The organism is Acinetobacter sp. 742879 (assembly GCF_000588535.1).
Lineage (GTDB): Bacteria > Pseudomonadota > Gammaproteobacteria > Pseudomonadales > Moraxellaceae > Acinetobacter > Acinetobacter pittii.
The window spans coordinates 77,356-100,874 of record NZ_JFYC01000006.1 but is presented as its reverse complement, the minus strand read 5'-3'; the positions used below and the strand labels follow the sequence as shown (position 1 = coordinate 100,874).

At 36.5% G+C, this 23,519-nt stretch carries 23 protein-coding genes; 14 read left to right on the top strand and 9 right to left on the bottom strand.

The features are described from left to right. The first annotated feature begins 66 nt into the window (after window positions 1-66). The 11 genes from J690_RS13585 (at window position 67) to J690_RS13535 (ending at window position 13,267) form a co-directional block, all read left to right on the top strand. Window positions 67-1,602: a hypothetical protein gene (locus J690_RS13585; RefSeq protein WP_032036409.1), complete on the top strand. Its 1,536-nt coding sequence runs from the start codon at window positions 67-69 to the stop codon at window positions 1,600-1,602. Next, window positions 1,602-2,255 (top strand): hypothetical protein, encoded by a 654-nt coding sequence (locus J690_RS13580; protein ID WP_032036408.1) that lies wholly within the window; start codon window positions 1,602-1,604, stop codon window positions 2,253-2,255. The genes J690_RS13585 and J690_RS13580 overlap by 1 nt, the downstream gene beginning before the upstream one ends. A gap of 73 nt (window positions 2,256-2,328) precedes the next feature. Continuing rightward, window positions 2,329-4,287 (top strand): defense against restriction DarA-related protein, encoded by a 1,959-nt coding sequence (locus J690_RS13575; protein WP_032036406.1) that lies wholly within the window; start codon window positions 2,329-2,331, stop codon window positions 4,285-4,287. Beyond that, on the top strand, window positions 4,287-5,798 hold the full coding sequence (locus tag J690_RS13570) for a hypothetical protein (RefSeq protein WP_032036404.1): 1,512 nt from the start codon (window positions 4,287-4,289) through the stop codon (window positions 5,796-5,798). Before J690_RS13575 ends, J690_RS13570 begins: the two co-directional genes overlap by 1 nt. 75 nt (window positions 5,799-5,873) lie before the next feature. Next, the gene (locus J690_RS13565; RefSeq protein ID WP_032036403.1) at window positions 5,874-9,704 is read left to right on the top strand and encodes a DEAD/DEAH box helicase family protein; all 3,831 of its coding nucleotides are present in this window, start codon (window positions 5,874-5,876) and stop codon (window positions 9,702-9,704) included. 125 nt (window positions 9,705-9,829) lie between these two features. Next, on the top strand, window positions 9,830-10,279 hold the full coding sequence (locus J690_RS13560) for a hypothetical protein (RefSeq protein ID WP_032036402.1): 450 nt from the start codon (window positions 9,830-9,832) through the stop codon (window positions 10,277-10,279). 74 nt (window positions 10,280-10,353) lie between these two features. Continuing rightward, a complete protein-coding gene (locus J690_RS13555) occupies window positions 10,354-11,166 on the top strand; it encodes a hypothetical protein (RefSeq protein WP_032036401.1) in 813 nt (270 codons plus the stop codon). Beyond that, entirely contained in the window at window positions 11,166-11,861 is a 696-nt protein-coding gene (locus tag J690_RS13550) for a hypothetical protein (protein ID WP_032036400.1), read from the top strand. The genes J690_RS13555 and J690_RS13550 overlap by 1 nt, the downstream gene beginning before the upstream one ends. Continuing rightward, a complete protein-coding gene (locus J690_RS13545) occupies window positions 11,854-12,072 on the top strand; it encodes a hypothetical protein (RefSeq protein WP_032036398.1) in 219 nt (72 codons plus the stop codon). Before J690_RS13550 ends, J690_RS13545 begins: the two co-directional genes overlap by 8 nt. 122 nt (window positions 12,073-12,194) lie before the next feature. Further along, window positions 12,195-12,500 (top strand): phage holin family protein, encoded by a 306-nt coding sequence (locus J690_RS13540; protein ID WP_032036396.1) that lies wholly within the window; start codon window positions 12,195-12,197, stop codon window positions 12,498-12,500. Further along, the gene (locus J690_RS13535) at window positions 12,497-13,267 is read left to right on the top strand and encodes an NlpC/P60 family protein (RefSeq protein ID WP_031980780.1); all 771 of its coding nucleotides are present in this window, start codon (window positions 12,497-12,499) and stop codon (window positions 13,265-13,267) included. Before J690_RS13540 ends, J690_RS13535 begins: the two co-directional genes overlap by 4 nt. Before the next feature lie 190 nt (window positions 13,268-13,457). On the opposite strand, the gene gorA is transcribed toward J690_RS13535, so the two are convergent. From gorA to J690_RS13500, 7 genes are all read right to left on the bottom strand, one after another. After that, a complete protein-coding gene (gene gorA, locus J690_RS13530; protein ID WP_032036394.1) occupies window positions 13,458-14,810 on the bottom strand; it encodes a glutathione-disulfide reductase in 1,353 nt (450 codons plus the stop codon). Continuing rightward, entirely contained in the window at window positions 14,803-16,017 is a 1,215-nt protein-coding gene (locus J690_RS13525) for an MFS transporter (RefSeq protein ID WP_032036392.1), read from the bottom strand. The genes gorA and J690_RS13525 overlap by 8 nt, the downstream gene beginning before the upstream one ends. A gap of 242 nt (window positions 16,018-16,259) precedes the next feature. After that, the gene (locus tag J690_RS13520) at window positions 16,260-16,823 is read right to left on the bottom strand and encodes a TetR/AcrR family transcriptional regulator (protein ID WP_031980783.1); all 564 of its coding nucleotides are present in this window, start codon (window positions 16,821-16,823) and stop codon (window positions 16,260-16,262) included. 96 nt (window positions 16,824-16,919) lie between these two features. Then, the gene (locus J690_RS13515; RefSeq protein WP_013197541.1) at window positions 16,920-17,474 is read right to left on the bottom strand and encodes an OsmC family protein; all 555 of its coding nucleotides are present in this window, start codon (window positions 17,472-17,474) and stop codon (window positions 16,920-16,922) included. Window positions 17,475-17,560: 86 nt separating this feature from the next. Then, window positions 17,561-17,896, bottom strand: coding sequence for a carboxymuconolactone decarboxylase family protein (locus J690_RS13510; RefSeq protein WP_013197542.1), 336 nt, complete (start codon window positions 17,894-17,896; stop codon window positions 17,561-17,563). Between the two features lie 27 nt (window positions 17,897-17,923). Beyond that, window positions 17,924-18,718, bottom strand: coding sequence for an SDR family NAD(P)-dependent oxidoreductase (locus tag J690_RS13505; RefSeq protein WP_031980784.1), 795 nt, complete (start codon window positions 18,716-18,718; stop codon window positions 17,924-17,926). A 111-nt stretch (window positions 18,719-18,829) separates the two neighbouring features. Next, entirely contained in the window at window positions 18,830-19,237 is a 408-nt protein-coding gene (locus J690_RS13500; RefSeq protein WP_031980786.1) for a thioredoxin family protein, read from the bottom strand. A 281-nt stretch (window positions 19,238-19,518) separates the two neighbouring features. Between J690_RS13500 and J690_RS13495 the strand changes: the two genes are divergently transcribed. The 3 genes from J690_RS13495 (at window position 19,519) to J690_RS13485 (ending at window position 22,402) form a co-directional block, all read left to right on the top strand. After that, window positions 19,519-20,628 carry an alkene reductase gene (locus tag J690_RS13495; protein WP_031980787.1) on the top strand — a complete coding sequence of 370 codons (1,110 nt, stop codon included), beginning with the start codon at window positions 19,519-19,521 and terminating at the stop codon, window positions 20,626-20,628. Window positions 20,629-20,711: 83 nt separating this feature from the next. After that, window positions 20,712-21,413 carry a DsbA family oxidoreductase gene (locus tag J690_RS13490; protein ID WP_031980788.1) on the top strand — a complete coding sequence of 234 codons (702 nt, stop codon included), beginning with the start codon at window positions 20,712-20,714 and terminating at the stop codon, window positions 21,411-21,413. A 695-nt stretch (window positions 21,414-22,108) separates the two neighbouring features. Next, on the top strand, window positions 22,109-22,402 hold the full coding sequence (locus J690_RS13485) for a hypothetical protein (RefSeq protein ID WP_025465974.1): 294 nt from the start codon (window positions 22,109-22,111) through the stop codon (window positions 22,400-22,402). Between the two features lie 37 nt (window positions 22,403-22,439). On the opposite strand, the gene J690_RS13480 is transcribed toward J690_RS13485, so the two are convergent. Continuing rightward, window positions 22,440-22,976 carry a GNAT family N-acetyltransferase gene (locus J690_RS13480; RefSeq protein WP_032006906.1) on the bottom strand — a complete coding sequence of 179 codons (537 nt, stop codon included), beginning with the start codon at window positions 22,974-22,976 and terminating at the stop codon, window positions 22,440-22,442. Between the two features lie 29 nt (window positions 22,977-23,005). Then, window positions 23,006-23,455 (bottom strand): Lrp/AsnC family transcriptional regulator GigD, encoded by a 450-nt coding sequence (gene gigD, locus J690_RS13475; protein ID WP_004791887.1) that lies wholly within the window; start codon window positions 23,453-23,455, stop codon window positions 23,006-23,008. Window positions 23,456-23,519: the final 64 nt, after the last annotated feature.

The following is a 23,519-nucleotide window of genomic DNA, read 5'->3' as shown; positions in this document are numbered from 1 at the left end:
CTCATCTAAAAGTTAAAAATTGGTAGCCATCAAAATACTTAATTATTTTGGTATTTTGGCTTAGTTATGTCTTCTCGGTTCTTATCGTTGTTACTCGGTGAAAATGTTAATTCATATGATCAGCAATTTGATACCTCTAATCAGGATGCTACGGCGCAGCTTTATGAATCCATGGCACCATTTTCACTTGGGACCAATCAAACCAAAGCCAATAAAAAACGTACTAGAAAAGAAATTCTTACAAAATGGGAGAGAATGTTACGCTTTGCACCTATCGCAGAGGGGATGGGGATTCATGTTTCTGCAGCATTAGGCGGAGATTCTTATAGCGGCCAACAAGTCTTTATTACACCTGCCGAACGCTTGAAAAAGGCCAGTGGGCCAGCAGCTGAAAAACTAAAAAAACAACTAGATGAGCGCCGTGTAAAGATGGAAAAGCTTATCAATAAGAATTTAAGCAAACTTGCCCGAGATGCTATTTCTTTCGGTGATTCCTATGCACGTATTTATGGGAAAAAAGATAAAGGTGTAATTGACCTCGTATGTAATGAGTATACATATCCGCCATTAATACAGCCTTTCGAACAAGGCAGTAAGACTGTCGCCTTTTTTTGTTTAGATCCTCGTAATTGGCAAAAAACTATTACCAAACTGAATACTATTCAAATGGTACGTTTCAAAATGCCCCGTATGAGCAATATTGCTCAATATGAGCTTGTAGAAACTGGTCTTGTCACGAAAATGTTAGAGGGGGATGATCCAGATGAGCTACCAATCTTACCAGCGCATTTGGGCGGCTCATTCCTTTACGAAATTGAGGATGTTTATGATGATGTAATCCTTGCTTTGGCATCTATGAACAGCCAGCAAATTGCAGATACCGTAAATCAGATGTTCTTGACAGTAAATATGTCAGGAATGCCACCAGCACAACGTCAAGCCTATATCCGTGGTTTAGAAGGTTTACTTAAAAATCATGAGGCTTATGTCCGTGATGCGTTATCAGGTGGTGAAGCAGTTTGGAATACTGCTTTTCACATGCTTCCGGTATTTGATGAAAAACAAGTTCTAAATCCAGTGGGTGATATCAAGAATCAACGAAGCTCACCTATTAATATTGAACAGTTCATGATTAATGTCCGTTTGCTGATGGGCGGAATTGGTCTAGATCCAAGCATGGTCGGTTGGGCTGATATGTTAACTGGTGGTATAGGAGAAGGTGGAGCATTCCATACTTCTGCACAAATCATGCGTAGGTCACAAGATATTCGAACAGCATCTTCCGAAGGGATTAATCAAATTCTTCATTTGGATTGGGGGTTCGCTTACAACGAACAATTTGAGCCTGAAGATTACCCTTGGCAAGTCGAATATTATTCAAACCAAACTGCAGCAGCTACAGAAGAAATCAACAATGCTCAATCAAGAATGAATACAACATTACTTAAAACACAAGTAATCGCATCATTGAAAGAATCAAATTTAGATGTAGATATTATGGCGTACATTCTTGAGCGCGATACAGGTATGAAATATGAGGAAGCATTAACATTAGCTGAAAGTATTGCTAAGAGCCGTAAATTTCCAGAGGATGAAGAATAATGGCTTTTTTTGAATATGAAACACAGAATAAAACGTCTAATAACAGTTTTGGTAATGTTTTAAACCCCTTCAAAGAACGTTTTGCAAGAAATCCTGTCTTATGGTCTGGATTGACAGTTGATAAAGCTGTTTCTCATTATCAAGAGCTCTATGCATTAGGAACTCTCTCAGCCGCCCATTTTGGAATAGAAATTAGACCTTATCGGGCAAATAGTAAGATTGCCCAAGCGAATATTCCAATTTTTGATCCTTCGAATAAAATTGCTTGGTTAGCAAATAATGTTGATGTATCACTTCTAGATGCACAAACAGATTCAGTACATGTTGGACACTATCAACTCAACTATATAACCAGTAATGCCTCAAATGAATTAAGTATCTCATTTATTGAGACTAAAGCTGCAGCTATTGCAAATAGTGCATTAGCCATAAAGCAGATAATGTTTAATAAAGATGGTACACAACCGCCACCTATAGAATATTTAATGCGTTTGAAAATATATGCTTTTGATAAAGCTGTAAGATCTCAACATCATTTTGAAATTGAGCATTTAGTATCTCTACAAGCTGGTAATTTACCATTAGATGCAGCAAATAAAGCCCATTCAATAGTCACCTTAAATTTCACTAAAATGTTCCCAAACTTAAAATAAGCTATGGAACTCATTGGCTTTTTACATTCAATAGATTGAGAAAATATCCTCAAATTAAAATGAGGATAACTCCGTGAGTGTTAAATCAATTTTTACTCAAACACATGCACCACATCAAAGCCGATTAGTACTTGGTTTTGATTCAATGGTGAATAGTGGCGCTTGTTCAATTGGATTTATTAAAGGTGATTACCGTCAAATTAATGCCTTAGTCACTGAAGACTACACGGAAAATGACATCTGGCGAGTGATTAACTTAAAAGGGCAGAAGAGCGGTATCGAAGCTTATGATTCAGTTGCCATACTGGGTGCAATTGATGATCAGCATGCTGGTGAACTAGCAATCTTACAGTTTGGACGCATGTTTGATGCTTGTGTTACAGATGTAATTGAAACAAATCAATTTGGACTTAAACGCCACCTATCTTCCAAACAATTTAATCTGTCTGGGTCTAAACCTATTCAAAGATGGCAATTAGAGCAATTACAGAACGTGATTGCTGCAGAAACACCTGAATGGGATGGTATCAGTTTAGTTTCTCATGATGGTGATACAGCAAAACTTCTACTAGATATGCAGCGAAATGATGACCATAGCCAGCTGCTAAGTAAATTTGATGGGTTGCCTACGCTATTATCTAGTCTGGAAGTAGAAGAAGCTCATTATGATTCTATTATTGTCGATTACCAGCATTTAGAGCAGCTGTCTGCTATCTTGCATCATTCTATGGATCAGTTTTCTAAAACTGGTGTTAAAGTCATTAACGTTACTGAAAGTAAGCCATTCAAGCATAAAAAAGTACTTCAAATTGCGCTTACTTATGATTTTGATGACGGTCAAAACTTCACAATCCTTTTTCATAAGCCAGATCGATTATCCAAAAAAATTAGTCCAACGGATTCATTACTTTCGTGGAAGATTTTAATGAATAATCGTGATATTACAGCTGCAATTCAGCCAAACCAAGGAGAAGGAATTTCAATTCCTGTTCTCGCTGGTCGAATTATGAAGTTGATTAATCAAAACAGTAACCGTTTTAAGCGTTTACAATCTAAAAAAGCAGAAAAGGCCAAAGCTTTAGCAGATGCAGAAAGTCGTATTGAACAAAAACAAAACCAGTTAAATTCTTTGAATGAGGAAATTTCCAATTTATTAAATGATTTGGATCAATTGCAAACTTCATTGCAATCGAAGCAATCAGAAGAAAATAAAGAAATCATAAAAGAGAACATTCTAAATGATGATTCACCAGATAGTATTTCAGATGAAGAAGCCGAACGATTAAGAGCTGATTTAAAGCGTTTGAATGCAGATCCGCAATGGGCTGGTGAAGATGGCTTACGTTATAAAGCTTTCTATGAGCGTATAAATAAGGCTCTAGAGGGCGATTCTGAATCAGTATCTTGGGCTCAAGAATGGATATCTGAATTAGATGAACAAGATCTAGCTCAACAGCAAGCAGAACTAGAATCAAAAAAACTCATTGATGCTCAAATTGAGGCAAACCAAAAAAGGAATGAAGAAGTATTAGCAGCACGTTCAGCTGGTATGGCTGAAAACAAAATGATGCAGGCATGGTTAGACACTTTAGAAAATCCTGAAGATTCTAACAATATTGACTTTATGGGGTGGGTTTCAGATCGCCGTGGCGAGTTCTTACAAACTTGGAATAGGGCTGAAGGTTCACCAGAATATTTAACAGCATTTTATGAATATTCAAGAGCATGGGCAGATGAACATTTAGCGGATCGCCTTATTAATAAAGAGCCAATTCAAAATTCAGCTACAGATGAACCTGAAGAACTAAATACTCCAACTGAGGTTGAAGATCTTCAATCTAGTAAGACAAATGATGAAGGCAATCAACTTTATCGTTCAGTAATTGAAGGGCAGGTTAAAGTTAATCTCGAGTTACTAGAACAAATTCGGGACGAAGCAGAAAAAGACTTAAATGATCCACTTCTTATTCCGGCTGTGACAGAGCTATTGAACCAAGTACAAACAATGGAAATGGAAGCGGAGAATATCTAATGCCAATATTAAAACAAATTTCTATCCTAGATATTACTAATAATCCATTAGTTGTAATCGATCAAATGATTAGTTTTTTAAAACCTAAACCGCCCTTTACTGGGCTTTTGAAGGGTAGAACTAATAATGTGAAAACAGCCAAAGGTGAAAAGATTTCTACTGTCTTTGCTTTAGTCGATATTGATCAAGTCATTGCATCTCATACGGCGACAGGTGCAGAAAACCCAAACTATCCGCAAGAATTGCAGCCACGAGATCGAAGTCGAGAATCATCACAAGCATGGGTACAGAAAACTGCTAATGATTTAGATCCCGAAAGCCTTGGCCGCTCAGGACGGGCAGATACGGGAGCACCAATAACTGGCGATGATTTAGTAGTTGAATCAGGAAATGGCCGAACCATGGCAATCAAGCTTGCATATGAGCGTGGTACCGCAGATGAGTATAAGCAATGGTTGATTGATGAAGCCGACTACTTTGGGTTTAGCAGTGAGCAGATCCAAACCATTGCACAGCCAATATTGATACGGATTCGTAATACTGAGATCGATAGAGCTCAATTTGCGATTGATGCTAACCAAGACGATAAGTTGTCATTTACTGCTACAGAGCGGGCTAAAGCAGATGCAAAGCGATTAGATGAAAATTTACTTGCTCTATTTAATCCTAGTGAAGACGGTGATTTACTAGCAGTAAGTAACCAAAAGTTTATTCAAGGTTTTTTAACCAAATTAGGTGATACAGAAGCAGCCCAGTACACCACGAAAGATAAAAAACCAACACAAGCACTGATAAACAGAATCAAGGCCGCAATTTTTAGTAAAGCTTACAATGATGATCGTTTGCTAGAAATGATGGCTGATCATACAAAACCAGATCTTCAAAATATGCTTAATGCGCTTGGTGTTGCTGCGCCTAAATTTATTGAAGCGCAAGCTATAAGTCGTGGAAATGTTCAAGATATATCGGATCAAATCGTTGATGGAATGGAGCAAGCCATTGATCAACGTGTTGCTAATGCAATTATTGATGCAGCAAACACCATTTTATCTGCAAAGCAAAATGATCAAGATATTGTTGAGTTTGTAAAGCAGCAAGGGCTTTTTGAGGATCTAGGAGAAGGTGTTGCTGAGCTCGCCGTATTTCTCGCTAAGAATAGCCGCAGTTCAAAAAAAATGAGTATGTTATTTAAAGCATTAGCTGAATTTGCAGAGAAACAGGCTTTAGATAGCAGCAATGTAGGTTTGTTTGGTGAGCCTGAACCAGTAAGTGTAAAAGATGCTATCCAATATGCACAACAAGTGCTTGGTGATGATTTCATTAGTGTGCAAATGTACGATTCTTTGATTGAGTCCAGTAGCTCAAGTAGCCCTAAGATAATTAGGTTAACAAAAGAAGGGGCTGAACGTTTTAACAGTGCTTTGAAAATCAAAGTTGCTCAAGGTGATGACATTGAAAAACCAGAAGTAAACAAAATTAATGACATCCTATTCGAAGGATTAGATATTTAGTTCTGGAACCTACTGAAAATTAAGTACTTACGATCATTCAACATAGGAATATAAAGTTCCTATGTTGAGGGATATATGTCCAATTTTAAGCTCAAACCAATTACTAAAGATACTGTATTGGTTGCGATTTATTACATGATTGATTTCATGCATTTTCAGAGCAATATTGCTCGGTTTTTCCTTCTTATCATCCATAAGCAAATAGAACTTAACTTGCCTGTAGCGAAGCAAGCATTATCCTTTGCACGTCAAGAAAGTGACTTTCCAAAATTGGATGAAGTAGTTGAAGTCTTATATGCGGAAGCTATCAAAAACATTGATGAATCAGTTATTGAACACCTAAATAACGGTTCGAGAAATGTTATTGATCAGCTGGAGATTATTGTCTCCCTTTTTGCATGTGAAAAAGAGCTGAAGCCTTACACAACTAAAAAGAATAAAACACTACAGGTTATTGGCCTAAAAGGCATCAAATTAACCAAAGCTAAAGAATATGACCCTTATGCCTTTTATTCTCAGGGTGAAATTTTAGTACGTTCAAAACATCTTAAAGCCATTCCAGACTCACTTCTTTCCGAAGATCAGCAACTAGTAAAAGGGTTATTCTCCTATGTATCAAATACCAATTCAGATGTGGAATCAGTTGGCGAATTTCGTTTCAGATCCAGAGGACCAATTGTTTCTGCAAATGGATCAGGAAAAAATGAACTCGAGACTGCAGAAGCAATCAGAAATGATGGAGAAACTGGGGATCTCAGAAACAGTAGTACTGGCTTATCAAAAAGTGATGATGCAAGTTTACTTGGCGGCCGAAATCCAAGAAATGAATCTTCAGATGGAGATAGTAGAACCAGTACTAACCGGATTAACAGCAGCGGAAGCGGTGAACTATCTGGTAAGAGATCATCTCTTAAACGAGCAAGAGATCGATCAATTGTACAAACTGCTAAATCAGTTAGAGCTGCCATAGATGAAAAGCTGGAAGCTCAATTAAAAGCAGATAATGTTGAAACTGTTTGGAGTGATGCTTCAAATATTGATGAAGCTTTGCCATATCTACAACCTGCACAGCGTGGGGATGTTTTTAAAACGGAAAAGCACTTAATCGAGGAAAATAAGAAGGGTATTCTTTTTACAAATGGCACAGGTACAGGCAAAACCTTTACTGGGCTGGGTGTTGCAAAGCGTTTTATTAATGCTGGTCTTAAGAATATTTTGATTGTTACCCTAAACGATAAAATCGCTAATGACTTTGTAAAAAGTTCAAGTCCTTTGCATATAAAGGCTTATAAATTAAAAAGCATTAAAGATAACGGCGGGGATGAGCACTCAGTAGTGGTCACAACATTTGCTAATTTTGGTCAAAACACAAGTTTGGTTCATAAACATTGGGATCTTATTTTAATTGATGAAGCCCATACTCTTTCACAATCATCTGATGGTAAATCAACTGCAGCCTTAAACAAGCTACGAGCATTAACAGGTCATTTGCGAGGTTTTAATGAATGGTTTGATAATAAATTTGAAGATCAGATGCCTACTGAAGAACTCGATGAAAATGGCAAAGAAACTGAACAATACCTAACTGCTTATAACAAAATGCAGGTCCTTAGAAATGAACAAAGAAAAATCTGGAATCTGAACTGGAAACACCAGAAAAGTAAGTGCAAAGTTGTTTTCTTATCTGCTACGCCATTTAGTTATCACTTTTCACTTGATTGGGCGGAGGGCTATTTATTTGATTATATGTCACCTTCTGTATCTATTGATGACCAAGGTAATTTAGCAGAAGGTTTTGGTAAGGCTCGAGAGCACTTTTATATGGGAAATCTTGGATATCGAAAACGATATGGTAAGTTGACCCGTCCAGAGGCCAAGGTGGATACGGGTGTACTTGAAAGACAGTTTGCTGAAAATCTTAAAAACACTGGTGCCATGTCTGGACGCGATTTAGAAGTTAATTTTGACTATGATCGTAAATTTATTCTAATAGGCTCTCGTGTTGGTGAACTTATTGATGAAGGTTTAACTTATCTTCGCAATGGTTATAAAGAAATCGAAGGACATAAAACACGAACTTTTGAAGAATGGGCTGCTCAGACTGGAAAACCAACAACAGGCTGGGGACGTCATGCATCGATGCAAGAATATGATCGTTTATTCACTGGAAATCGTTTTAAAAATATATACGAAATTATTGCAAAGCGATTTGATTATTTAGCAAGACGCCGTTTGTTAGAAGCTATTAAAGCTGAAGCTTGTGTTGATATGGTGAAAAAGCACTTAGCATTAGGCCGTAAAGTAGTTATTTTCCATGATTATAATGAAGGTGGTGGTTTTGCACCTTTCTTAATTAGTCAGCTTGATATCGAAAAATATGAGAGCCATTTAAGGGATGATATTGAGCTTGAATATAATTCATTCAAGGAAACTCGCCCAGATCTTGTGAATCTCAATCTTGACTACGATTCACCAGTTGAGACCTTAAAGAAAGCATTTCCAAATGCTCTATTATTTAATGGCCGCATTTCAAAGCAACAACGTGAATCTAATGTAGGGTTATTTAATACAGATGGTAGCGGGCACGATATTCTTATTCTGCAGTCAGATGCTGGTTCAACTGGAATTAGCTTGCATGATACGACTGGTAAACATCAGCGAGTTCTAATTAATATTGGGCAGCCAACAAAGCCAGCCAAGTTAAGACAGACAGAAGGGCGTATCTATCGAACTGGACAAGCATCGAATGCTATTCAGAGATACTTAACTACTGGTACTGCATGGGAACGGGCTGCATTTGCAGACACGATTGCTGGACGGGCAGAAACGGTAGATAACTTTGCAAAAGGTGCTGATGCTGTAGTAAGTATCAAAGAAGCGTTAATTCAGGCTTATGAAGATGCTAAATATGAAGAGCCAAGCCTAAATGATGGGATTGGTGGTAAAGCGTATGATGAAGAAAATGCCCGTATTGCCAAGCTAACGCCATTTGATCAAGCTCTAACATTCTACTATGCAAAAGGCAAACGTTCTGAAAGTCGTGATAATCGTGAAGGTAAGGAATGGTATGCCACACCAGAACCTCTCGGATTCAAAATGATTGAATGGGCAGGGGTGCACACAGGCGATTCTGTGCTTGAACCTAGTGCTGGTGATGGAGCTATTGGTCGTTTTGTTCCGCAGGATGTAGAGCTGACAATGATTGAACCGACCGAATCTTTAGCTAGTCGGGCTCAAATGGCAAATACAGGTGCTAAAGTAATTGTCGATACATTCGAGTCTTTAGAGACTTTAAATAAGTATCATGCGATTGTAATGAATCCACCGTTTGGACATGCTGGAACGCTGGCAATTCAACATATCAAGAAAGCTTTTGGTCATCTTTATGATGGTGGTCGTATTGTCGCATTGGTACCACGTGGTTCAATGGATTCAAAAGTTGACGAGTTTATTGAAAGCACACCTGGTGCAGTTCTGACAGCTGAAATCTGGTTGCCTCAATCGACCTTTAAAAATGCTGGTACCGCCGTTTCAACTCGAATCATCATTATTGAAAAACATGCAGGCTCTAATGATGTACCTATTACACGAGAATTAGACTTTACACATCTTTCAAGTGTGGAAGACCTCTTTTCTGAAATCCGTGATATCGCAATGCCTCCAAGAAAACTACGCATTGACGAGCAGCTTGCTAAGTACGAACTTTATGTCAGAACTGAACGTAGTAAGTATGTTTTCAATGGTGACGGCGTTGATAAACCTCAGATCAAGAATATCATGCTCAAATTCTGGGGTTCGGAAGTGAATGAGTTTGATGAAATTGTTATGCCTTATAATAAGTCTGCAGAAATCATCAAGAAGATTGATGAATTTGAGCAAGAGAATGGCACTAGTCTAGCAGCTTAGAAATCTTTTAAATATTTAAAAAAGAGGTATAAGAAAACTTATACCTCTTTTGTATTGTTTACATTTTAAATAGAATAACTTTATTATATTAAGATTCATTAATTTATTATATTTAAAGGAAAAATATGAAATTTGAAGAGTTAAAGAATTTATTAGCTAATACGGGTTTTTATAAGGTTGAAAATGCTGAAACATATGTAGCATTAGACGATATTGATTTGAAATTTCATTTAATAAATGAGACTCAAGTTGCCGATGATAGTCGTGATCGCACTATTTTAGCGATTAAAAATGCCTTTAGACAGGATATGCATAGTTATAAAATCAGTGTTTTTCAATTAAATATTACTTATAATGGGGAGCTAGTTCAAAGTTTTGATATTCATAAAATTTCTGGTTTTGAATCATATACTGATGACAAATTAATTGAATTATACTTCCCAATTCAAAATGGTAAACTTATATATACGCCGATTCCTGAAGATGATATTTTCAGACGAGCGATCATTCGTAATTTAAATTCTAAACAAGCTTTTGAAATACTTTCAGAGTCTTTCAGTCCATCAATTATTTAATATCTGGAACTAGCAATTCGTTAACAAAGTGAATTGCTAAATAATAGTCCTATCTTTTATGGTAGGGCTTTTTTATGTCCAAAGCTTTAGCTTATGCACCAGCTGTCAATACAGCTAAAACAAAGTTGCCCAGTACTGAATCAGATCCTTTCTATGGCTCAATTTCAAAGCATAAATATGCTGAATTTTCACTTTGTGATAAAGATGGTAACCCAGTAGCATCACCCGTAATTCGTGCTTTATTGACTGACGGCGACAAAAGTATTGAGAGCCAATGGCAAACTCCATTTGAAAATAGCAATCCAGAACTAAAGATGCCTATGTTGATGGCTAACTTGCAAACTGGGCAGATGCTTCAAGCTGCTGCAACGCTAGGAGAGAACTCGCCATTCATGTCAGCATTAAGTGATATGGCATCAGGACCTTTAGCAACGGCTGAAATTGCGCTTAAGAGCGTTGAAGGGCGAACAAATTTAACCAAAGTGAATACAACTCAAGTATTCCTATCAACATCTTCAGTACGCCTTAATTTATCAATTTTTTTCTTGGCATTAAGTGATGCGAGATCCGAAGTTGAAGACAAGATTATGCAATTAGAAGCTTGGAGTTTACCAGTATCATTATCCTCTGATTCTACGCTGCAAAATGTCGTTAATGATTCAAATACAACCTTAGAAGGTTTGTTTTCAGGGGTTATCCCACCTTTTGTATCTCTTACTACACATGGCAAAACTTATAAACCTTTTATTATTGAAAGTGTTTCAGCACCAATAGTTGCACCAATTGATGAAAAAGGTAACCGGTTAAGTTTAGCCGTCAATATTAGTTTAATGAGTCGAACTGCATGGGACTCAAAAGACATTTACTCATTATATGGAGCCAACTAATGATTACATTTGATCCTGTGCCAGTTGGTGAAAATACCTTTCTAATGCAAGAGCTTAGTTTTGAACAGTCTCTTAAAATTTCAATCATTGCACCAAATTTTAATGAAAAAAGACTTACAGCTTTTCTTAAGTCAGCTTTAGACAGTGTAGATCCTTTACTTTTAACAATTCAGGAACGGTATCTGCTTCTGCTTAAGTATCTTGAAAAACAAAGTAATACCATGTTGGAAGTGAATACAGACTGGTCCAAAGTTTTCCTTCAATCAGAAAATAATTGGAATACAGAAATTACTCAAAATGGAGTTACGGTTAGACAGCTTATTGGAATGGAAGCGGAGTTCTTAGAGGCAAATTGCAAGAATGTCGCTGAATGGATTGCCTGCATGATGGCATTTCAGTTGAGCTATTCAAATCATGAACATTTAGCTTTATTGCCAGATAGAACAAATCCTCAATTATTTGAAGAAAAATTTAAACAGCGGCTAGATTTCATTAAGAAAATGCCAGCTAGTGAATTCGATTTGTGTTATCAGGATTTTAATAATTTAAACAATGAATTGTTTACTCATTTGCGGTTAAGTGTTGATAATCACGGTATTTTAGTCGAAAGAGGTGCAGATGACGCGCCTGCACGATTTCGCACCGCTTCCGTCTTTACAGGAATCATCAAAGAGTTGGACCGATCTTTTGCTTGAGACTGTTAATAGTATTTCTGCAAACTGTCCAATGCCTTTATCTGAAGCTTTGAAAATGCCTTTGAGTTTTGAAAGCATTTACTTCAATTCTTCTGCATGGGAAAGCCGCAAAAAACATTTAGAAAATGAAGTCGAACGGCATAATGCTTTCATAAAGCTTGGGCAGGAAGTCATTAAAGGTCTGAATGTATTAGCAAGTAGAAGTCGATAAAAAAAAAATTAAAAAAGCCTGAATTATTCAGGCTTTTTTAATTGTTTCTCTTTGGAACCATACTCATTTTAAAACTATAACGCTTGCAAAAATAACCACAAATGAAACGTGGGGAATAGGTCATGTCTGATCATCAGGCAATTGAAGTCACAGTCACTACTTTTGCTAATAAAACTACTTTTTGGAGTGGTCTAGCAAGTGCTTTTGGCTCATTAACATCAATTAATTGGTTGAGCTATACAGGTGCAATTGTGGCTGTTGTTGGCCTATTCATAAGTTTCATTTTTCAGTGGAGACGTGATCGCAGAGAACGTAAAGAAAGTGCACTTCGTGAAAAAGTGAGCAAATTACGTGAACAAGAAAGCGAACTGCGTATCAAGGCTCTTTTAAATGAGCAAATGAATCAACAAGAGAGGAACGATGAATGAAGTTCATTGAAAATAGTGCTTGGAAGTACCTTTCAGTCAAGTTGCCCGCAGTAGGTGCATTCATCATGCTTATTCTGCTACCAGCATTACAATGGGGGGTAGATTATCAAGTTATCCCTGAAAAATATCATGCGTTTGTGACTGGTACTTTAATGCTGGGCCTGTCATGGATCGGAAAGAAAATTTCTCAGCCGCGTATTAACGGACCTCAATTAACGGGCCAGTTAGTAGGAATCAACACTTTAATGAATATTCCTACACCGACAAAGCTTGACGAATTAGCTTGGATAGCTGAAGCAAAAAAACATATTGGTCTGCAAGAAATACCAGGTAAACAGCACAATCCAACTATTTTGAAATGGTTAAAAGAGCTTAAAGCTTGGTGGGCGGATGATGAAACAGCGTGGTGCGGTACTTTCGTTGCTCATTGCTTGAAATCAGCTGGTATTGCTTATCCTAAGCATTGGTACCGTGCATTGGATTACGTGAATTGCGGTGCAAAACTAACAAAACCTGCTTATGGTTGTGTTGCTATTAAAACCCGTAAAGGTGGAGGCCATGTTTGTTTTGTCGTAGGACGTGATAAGACCACTGGGAAACTTGTTTGTCTTGGTGGTAACCAATCAAATAAAGTGTGTTACGCGCTATATAATGATTCAGATTTCCAAGAGTTCCGTTGGTATGGACATACTCCTCAACCAGCAAGTAAGCGTTACACCTTACCGCTATTAAGCGGAGTGACAGCAATTAGAGTTACTGAAGCATAATGAAGTTACTATTACTTAGCTTTCTTCTATGTGGTTGTACTGCACATACAATTAATAGCAATGTAAATGTCTCTATTTGCGTAAAAGCGATTTAAAAAAAGCCCTATAAATAGGGCTTTTTATTGAATTAAAAATCAGTCTTCTTTTAATAAATGCTCTACTTCAATGATTATCTCTGGCATTACAATAATCAACGCATCGTCACGAATTCTTCAGATGATGTAGGATGAATAGCAACGGTATTATCAAAGTCCTTTTTAGTTGCACCCATCTTTAGAGCCACTGCAAAGCCTTGTAGAATTTCATCCATATTCAAACCAATTCCATGGATACCAACAATTTTTTCCTCTACACCTACACATATAAGTTTCATTTTAGTGAGTTGTTTATGTTGTGCCACGGCGTCATACATTGCTGTAAATGAAGATTTGTATACTTTAACCATATCTTTGCCAAATTCTTCAATCGCCTGTTCTTCGGTTAATCCAACTGTTCCAATAGGCGGGGGACTAAATACTACAGTGGGGATATTGTTGTAATCTAAGCATTCATTAGGCTTGTTATTAAATAACCGTTCTGCGAGCCTACGTCCGGCAGCAACTGCAACAGGTGTTAATTCAACCTTTCCAGTAATATCTCCAACTGCATAAATACCAGCGCGTGTTGTATTTTGGAACTTATCAACTTTGATAAACCCTTGTTCATCCAATTTTACATTTGTTAATTCAAGTTGGAGAGCTTTGGTATTGGGTTTCCTTCCAACAGCCCAAATAAGACAATCTACAACTTGTTGAGTTCCATCTTTTAAATGCAACATGATAGAACCGTCTTCTAATTTTGTTACTTTACTGATTTCAGCATTTTTATGAATTTTAATATTCTCACTCTGCATAATTTCTAATAATGCTTCTCCTAAGAACTGATCTAGATTACGTAGGAGTTTTTCGCGTCGAATAAAAAGCTGGACATCTGAACCTAATGATTTAAGGACACCAGCTATTTCTACTGCAATATATCCTGAACCCACAATAGCGGTACGTTTTGGTAGTACTTCTAAATCAAAAAAGCCATTTGAATCGATACCACGTTCAGCCCCTTCAATTGCAGGCCAACTCGCTTCTGTACCAGTAGCTATGAGAATGTGATCAGCTGTTAATAAATCTCCGTTTACTTCAATTGTGTTTTTATCAATAAATTTTGCAAACCCATGTATGACATCAACATTATTTTTACTGAGGACATTGTTATAAGAGGTATGAATTCTTTCGATATATGCCTGTCTATTTCTAATGAGTTTCTGCCAATCAAATGATTTTACTTCCGTAGTAAAACCATATGATGGCGCATATTGACGAATTGCATCACTAATATGAGCAGCGTACCACATCACTTTTTTAGGGACACAGCCAACATTAACGCATGTGCCACCAATATCTCCCGCTTCAATTAATGCACATTTTTTTCCATACATGGCTGCTCGATTTACAGAGGCTATACCGCCACTACCTCCACCAATTGCAATATAATCGTAATGTTTAGACATGGATAACTCCTTTATTTGCTGAATAGTAGAATCCAGCAACACCTAGAATGGGGCCAATCAATAATATCCATGCTGAATCCAAGCCAATTATTTCAAAGGCATAGGTTGTCAATGCAATAGATATGATAGTCAGTGTAAAACCAATTGAATTTTGAATAGCTAATGCCGCACCAACTTTTTCGGAGGGACAAGATTGGGCGGAAAGCGCAGAGAATTGCGGTGAGTCTGCAATAACAGATGCTCCCCAGATCGCAAATAAAACCAATAAGAACCACGCAGGTAAAAAACGCCAGCCTAGAGCAAATACCAAGCAACTAAAACCTGAGATAGATAAAGATCCTATAGCAACATATCTATTACCTATATATTTAGAAAGATATCCGCCCACCAAGCAACCAATTGCTCCACATGCCATTACAAAAAAAGTAAGGAGCGAAATGTTGTTGTATCCCAATTTTTCTGGAATACCTGATTTAGCAATAAATAAAGGAATAATCGTCCAAAAGGCATATAATTCCCACATATGACCAAAATAGCCTATAGCAGCTGCACGAAATTTTCGAATTTTGAAAACCTGAAAAGTACCACCTGATGACACTATGTTTTGTGATTTTGGAGAGATTGTTGGGTCTCCTAGCTGGTAAATTAACAAGGCTGCGATCAATGCAAGACTTGAAGAACAGATCATGACTGTTTGCCATGCAAAATGAGTGGGGAAACTATTAATAAAATAGGGAAGAGCTGTGCCTAATGTCAGCATAGCAACTAATTTTGCTAGTGCTCGCCCAGCCTGATGAGGTGCCCATAGAACGATAAGTTTCATTCCGATTGGATAGATCCCTGCAAGACATAATCCCACGAGAAAACGATATATAAGGGCATCCATAAATCCATGAGCGAACCATGCAAAGCAGAAATTAAAAAAGGCGCCTAATAGTGCTGAACAAACAAAAATATGTCTGGCTTTAAAGCGGTCTGCTATTTCTGTATAAGCAAATACAAAAGTTCCAATGATAAATCCTGCTTGAACAGCGTTGGTAATCCAACCAATATCTGCAACTTTTATTTGCCATTGTTGCATTAAATCTATTGCTGCACTATTTGCACTAAACCACAATGATGTGGCCAATAATTGAGCCAAACTAATAATAGTAGTGGCATGTAAGCCATAAATTTTTTTATTATTCTGAATGTTGCAACCTACCATATAGGGGCACTCCCATTTAGGTAGACTAATATTTAAAGTACTACCATAAAATTAGAGATTGTCCGATGGATATTTCATCTGACATAAAAATTAAACTAATTTTGTTGGGATGGTCATAGCGGGTGCTATATATGGACGAATATAAAGGGAATGCTTTATTTAAAGCATTCCTATATTTATTTACTTTTATTAGAAATAGATTAGATATTTGAATTAAAAAGATTTAAATATCTGAGCTAATCTTAAGAAAGCACGCCAACAATTTTTCCTATTACCTTAGGATCAAGCTCTGTCCCTTTATTCATTGCCCATCTTACAAAACTACTTCCTTCCATTAAACTCAATAATTGAAAGGCTTGCTGATTTGCATCACCTTCGGCAAGTTCTCCATTTTCTACACCTAAATGGATGATTTTTTCTATCCAAGTTAATTGGATTTCAAAATACTTTCGAGTTAACTCCTGCATGCTCTCTGGTAAAACAGCCATTTCAGCAGCAAGAGCTCCACATAACGGTAACATTCCTTCAGACATTGAGCTTCTAAATAAGGAAGCAAAGGCACAAAGGCGTCCGAATGCATTAGGAAAATCACGTTCGATTTTTTCAAAATCTTGAATAGTCTGTTCAATATATGTTTCGACTATTAAAATTCCTAAATCTTCTTTTTTGGGAAAATAATGATGAATACTGGCTTTTTTAATTCCAACAATCTTCTCTAAATCAGCATAACTAAAAGCAGCATAACCTCTTGATCTCAACATAAGCTCTGCTGAGTTAATTAAACTTTGGCGAGTATCAATGGTCATATTCGTAGTTCCCAGATTAGAGAGATTTGGCGGCATACTATAGCATTGTTGTTAAAGATGAATCATCTGATTAACGAGTATGCCACCCATCACATATTATTTGTTTGCAATCACTAATTGCGGTTTCATTTGAATTGATCGTGAAAAATTGGCGAAATTTGGTGAAGTTTTAAGAACAGCACTATGTATTTCATCCAATTGTTCTTGTGTCCCATCTGTATCAATAACTACAGTGTATTGGACTTCATCATATCCAGGATTAATTTTTTCATCTAAGCCTAAGAAACCTCTGAGATCCAGCTCTCCAGAAGTATCAATTTCTAATGAATTAATCTTGACACCTTTAGTAGCAGCAATAGCTACATAAGCAACTGTAAGACATGCATTAAGTGCCGCCATCAATAATTCTTGTGGGTTAGGTGCACTATCTGTTCCTAAAATTTCATGAGGTTCATCAGCAGCTATATGGAAGTTACGTTCATAAGTCTTACCAAAAAGTTCATAAGATTTCACAGTGGAAACAGAACGTGTTTGACCCGCCCATCTTGTTTGTACGTTAAAACGAGCTTTTGAAGTGGTAGGATTCTGGCTTACTCTATCTGCAAATTGTTGAAAAGCATTTAGATCAATTTCATTCACTACATTGTTCATTATAGAACTCCAATTAAGATATAAATTTTGGTGAATGGAGAATAATTTCCCCATTACTAAGCTTGTTTATCTAACCTCTAGTGAAGTTACATTTCGTCATAAGCATCTAAAGTTCGTGCTGAGTAAACATAGGCTGCACCAGCATTTAAAGCGATAGCAGTTCCTAAAGCTGCCGCAACTTCTTCTTTTGTAGCGCCTGCTTTTTTAGCTGCGCCCGCATGAGCTGATATACAACCATCACAACGCGTAGTAACTGCTACTGCCAACGCAATTAACTCGTGAGTTTTTGCGTCGAGTACTTTATTTTCACGCGTCGCAACTTCTAAGTTGTGAAAAGCAGTGGCAACGGGTTTATTTGCTTTTGCAAAATTACCAATATTTTTAACTAATGCAGATAATCTGTTAGTCCATTCACCGTTCATTTTTGAAACCTCATCATTTATTAAATATTATTTGCCTAGTTTTCTTGATGCCATGACACCACCATCAACATCCCAAATAGCACCAGTTACCCAAGATGTTTTTTCGGAAAGAAGGAATACGATAGTTTCTGCTACATCATTTGGGGTACCATTTCTTCCTAAGGGATGAAAACTATTGAAATCTTGAAGTGCATTATCTAATTGATCTGAAGGAATAAATCTTTCGAAAATACGGGTTTCCACCATTCCAGGGCTAACAGCATTTACTCGAATTCCATGTTCTGCTAGCTCTGCAGCCACATGACGAGTCATAGCTTCTAAACCCATTTTTGCCATTGAATAGGCAGATGCTGTGACAGTTTCGATAGCTTGGCGAGCTGCAACGGCAGAAACATTTACAATTGATCCTTCTTTATTTTGCGCAACCATTGATGAAGCAACTTGTTGGGTAATAAAGAAAAATGCGCGGTTTAGGTCTAGGAAATTGTTATAGTCACTTAGCGAATGCTCTAGGAAGCTTTTAGGATAAAAAATTCCTGCTGAATTAACTAATAAGTTAATGTCTTTATGTTCACTATCCAATTTGCTAATTAACTTTTGAACACTATCAAAATTTGTTAAATCAGCAGTCAGTGCAAAAACTTGTTCTTCACTTGTCATAGCAACTAATTGTTTACGGGCTGTCTCGGCTTTATCTGCGCGATTGCCAACAATTACTACCGTCCCTCCTTGTTCAGCGACTTTCTTTGCTGTTTCTAAACCAATGCCACTAGTACCACCAATGACGAGAAGTTTCTGGCCTTTAAATTGTTGCTCACTCATAAGATCACCTAATCATTAATATTGATTAAAAGTAGCCTACCTACTAGTTGGTTTGTAGATTATATGGGCTAATTTTAAATGTCAAGTACTAACAGAAAATAGTTTAGAAAATTATTCAGCTTTAATCTCCGATTTCGTTAAACACAGAGTACCAATGGAACTCTTTGCTTCGTTTTTCTCATCATTGTTTGATTCAGATTTTATGAGTTCATCTAAAGCTTTTTGATAATCGGATACAGGTTTTACTCCAACAATACGATGGATTAATTGCCCATCTTTGAACATTAAAACAGATGGTAAACCCCATATATTATAACGAGTTGTTAAAACAGGTGCCTGATCAACATTAACTGTGCCAACAATTACATTATCTTCAATACTTTCCACAAAAGTATTAAATAATCTTTCGCTATTGTGGCACGGTGGACACCAAGGAGCATAAAAACGGACTACTGCTAAACCTTCTTTCCATTCAATTTCATGAAAGGTATCTTCATTTAAAGTGTGTAATTTACGCATTATAAAACTTCCTCTTTTCTGTATTTACAGATTCACAATCCAGTTAAAGGATAGTATTTAATCAATTGTTAACCGAAATTAAATTCAGGTTAAATTAAAAATACTCTTGCCTACCTACTAGTTGGTTGATATAGTGGCATCAACTTGTCATTTGTGCAATAGGAATGAGGGAGTGCAAATCTTGTACTTCACAAACAGGTCATTGCCTGAGTCATTCATTGATTGATGAGTGTCGTTAAAGAAATTTCTTAATTATCTGTAAATCTCTCTAGAGGTCTGTGATGAATAAATTATTCACTCCCCATAATTTGGTGGATATTCAATTAAAAAACCGAGTAGTAATGGCGCCTATGACTCGTACGCGAACATTGAATGGTGTTGCAGATGAACTTACTGCGCTTTATTACTCTCAGCGAGCTTCCGCAGGTCTAATCATTACTGAAGGCTTGCCTGTTTCTGAAGAAGGGCGTGGTTATTTATATACGCCTGGTTTATATAATAATGAACAAATGCAAGGATGGAAAAAAGTTACTGCAGCAGTGCATGCAAAAGGTGGTCGTATTTTTGCTCAGCTCTGGCATGTGGGAAGAATGTCGCATGTTTCAGTTTTACCTGATAATCAAGTACCTGTATCTTCTGGAGTTATTCCAGCAACCAATACTACAGTATTTGCATATACTGATTCGGGTGAACCCGGTCCGGTTGCGCCAAGTAAACCTAGAGCTTTAGAAACTGAAGAAATCAAACGTGTTACTCATGATTTTGTTAAATCTGCACAATTAGCAATTGAAGCAGGGTTTGATGGCATTGAAATTATGGCTGCAAATGGATTCATCTTTGACCAGTTTCTCAGTACTGAGTTAAATAACCGAACAGATCAATATGGCGGAACTGTTGAGAATCGCCAACGTTTTCTTCTAGAAACTATTGATGCTATTTCCCAAGAAATTGGCCATGACAAAGTGGCTGTCCGACTTTCTCCTTTTGGTCGTATTTATGACTTGGCACCTTATGAAGGCGAGGTTGATACTTGGGCAAATATTGCGTCAGCTCTTGGTAAACGTAAATTGGCCTATGTCCATTTGTACTATCAACCTACCTATGAAACAGCACCTTTAGAAGCCCAAAATTTTAAAACTTTATTCAGAGAAACTTTTTCTGGAACTATTATCGCAGCTGGTGGCTTTAATCAACAAAGTGCTGAGGCGGCATTAGAAAAAGGTGAGGTCGATTTAATTGCTTTTGGTGTCCCTTATATTGCTAATCCCGATTTAGTCGAGCGGATGCAAAATAACTGGCCTTTGGCAGAAAGTGATCGCACAACTTACTATGGCGTAAGTGGATCTCCGGCAAAAGGCTATACAGATTATCCGCATTATAACGGCCAATAAACAGTGGAGTGCCTAGTGGATTTTTTGATGCTAGGCATTAAAACTTCGTGTTTTAAACATCTAATGAATTTACTGAGATATTTATGAAAACTTTACCTTCACAAATTACCGTAGATATATGGTCAGATTTTGTTTGCCCTTGGTGCTGGATTGCTAAAAAAAGATTTGAGAAAGGTTTAGATGCCTTTGAACATAAAAATCAGGTAACTATCCAATATCACAGTTACCGTCTAGCAAGTGGCCTTACACCACAGCCTTTTAAAGATGCATTGTATAAAAAATTTGGTGGGAAAAGTGGAGCTGATGCGATGATGAGCCATGTAAAAAGTGCAGGTGAGCTAGAAGGTCTGATCTATAACTTTAATAGTATGCTTTTTGGCGATACTTTAGATGCCCATGCCATTGTAAAGTTGGCGCAACAGAAGGGTGTTGGTGAAGTATTAACAGAAAAGTTTTTTAAGGCAAGCATAACTGAAGGTAAGTCTATTTTTGATCATAAGGTGTTGGTTGAGCTTGCTAATGAAGTTGGAGTTCCTAGTGAAGAAGCTAATAGTGCTTTTAGTAATATTTCGTTTAAACAAGAAGTTTTAAAAGATGAAGCCAGCGCACATGCCATGGGCGCTAGTGGAGTGCCACTTTTTATTGTAAATGGTAAATATTCAATTAGTGGTGCTCAGTCTGTAGAAACTTTTTTAAATGTATTAGTGCAGGTATGGGAAGAAAAGCAGAATGAACTAAAGTTCACAGAAGGCCAAAGCTGTGGTATTGATGGTTGTAGTATTTGATTGTGTGGTTGAATAAATTGATAGGGTAACTTATTTGTCACCCTATCAATTTTTAAATACAAGGCTAACAATCCCCAAGATCACAATTCTTTTCTTAAGCTAAGAAATCAGTAAAGTATTCGTCAATTGAATATCATTTTTGTAACTTATTATTTGTGTACATACTTGTGTACATATTTTTATTATAGCTTGAATTTCTGTTTAAAAGCTCATATAAATCAATTATTTGACAAAAGTACCATTCTTATCAAACATTACGATTTTAGACATATTTAAATATCTCCAAAATCATTTAAAGCAAATTTTTTAAGACACATCTACCATATATCCTTTTTAAAATCATTAATTAAAGAAACTTCGAGATATAAAATTAATTTAAAACTCCACCCATTAATTCTTTCAAAAAGGTGTTTTGATTAATGTGATGGGTAGGGAGGATAAATGATTTGAAAATTATAGCGTGTAATTTTGCAAAACAGGAAACAATAATAAGTGCTTTTTAGTGGATAACTTTTACTGTGTTTGAAGTAAAAATAGGGAGCCAAAGTTTTGCAATTAAGAAATCTTAAAAGCCATCTATATTTATAGTTAATTTTGCTTACATAGGATACGTATTGACATACATTTTATAAATTGAAGGATACTTGTTTAAAGATATATTTAAAATTAACCCTAATAAGAATTTAGAGAAAGCAATGAAAATTGGATTTATTGGCGGAGCCAATGACGGTATTGTAATCAATGCTGCTGATGGCCTTGATACCTATAAGCTTGAATGGCATTACAAAGCAGAAAAGCACTGTGAATCGCAGCCAACATTAGGTCTTAATGGGCCTGAGTATGATTACTACAACCTCTTAATACTAAGAAAAAATAAAGAGGCTAAACTCTTTTATGTACTCACTACAATGGGAAAAGATGATATCGCAAGTAAAATCCATGAGTATTGGGAGTGCTCTACATCTGTTGGCTATGATTTCGATGATTAAGAAAATTTTTATTAATAATTTAAAATTTTGACTTTAATCAAAAAATAAATGAAGAGCTTGTAATTTCATATAACACATGTGCTTTTAGTTGGTGATGGAGAGGAACCTTGGGATGATCAAAGTTTTTAACTTTGTGCATTCCAAGTCTTTCCATGACGGCTTGAGAGGGTGTATTTATGTTAGCGGTAAATGAAACGATCTTATCTAAATTCAGTACATTAAAACCATAGTCTAAAGCCGCTTTTGCTCCTTCAGTTGCATAACCTTGTTTCCAGAATTCTTTTGCAAGTCGCCACCCGATTTCCACACAAGGAGAAAAGTCAAATTGTTCAGGTTGGCTATGTAAACCAATAAACCCGATAAATTGATGGGTTTCTTTTAATTCTACTGCCCAGAAGCCCCAACCATTTTCATTAATGAGAGATGAAATTTTTTGGATTAAATTAAGGCTTTCTTGGGGTGTTAATAGAGTTGGGAAAAATTGCATAACATCTTGATCCAAGCCCATTGTTATGAAAGGCTCAACATCACTTTCTTTCCATTGTCTTAAAATTAAACGTTTTGTTTCGATCATGAGGTGTCTCTTTAATTAAAAGTAAGGGATCAAAGTGGCTTTTGCACAATCTTCTGTAAAATGATCTTGGAATTGATGCTCACTACACCTTTTATCTTATTTAAGGTATTAATGACGAAATGAGAAAAAGAACTCAAATCTTTGGTCGCAACGTGTAAAACATAATTAGATTCGCCAGTAATAATATATGCATTAATGACTTCATCAAAATTTTTGATCTGACTTAAAAAGAAGTTGTGATCATTTTCTGTGAGTTGGGCAAGCTTTATTTCGACAATTGCCTCAATTTTTATACCTAGTTTTTCATAATTAACTTTCGCTTGATATTTTTCAATTACACCATTGCTTTCTAAAATTTTAACTCGCCGATGACAAGCTGAAGCTGAAAGGTTAACGAGATCGGCCAGTTCTTGGTTACTTAACCGAGCGTTATCTTGTAAATATTTTAAAATTTTAAGATCAATTGCATCTACATTCATTTTCGAATTTCATCCATGTTTTTTAATTTTAATTCGAATTTTATACGAAAATAGTAAATTTTAA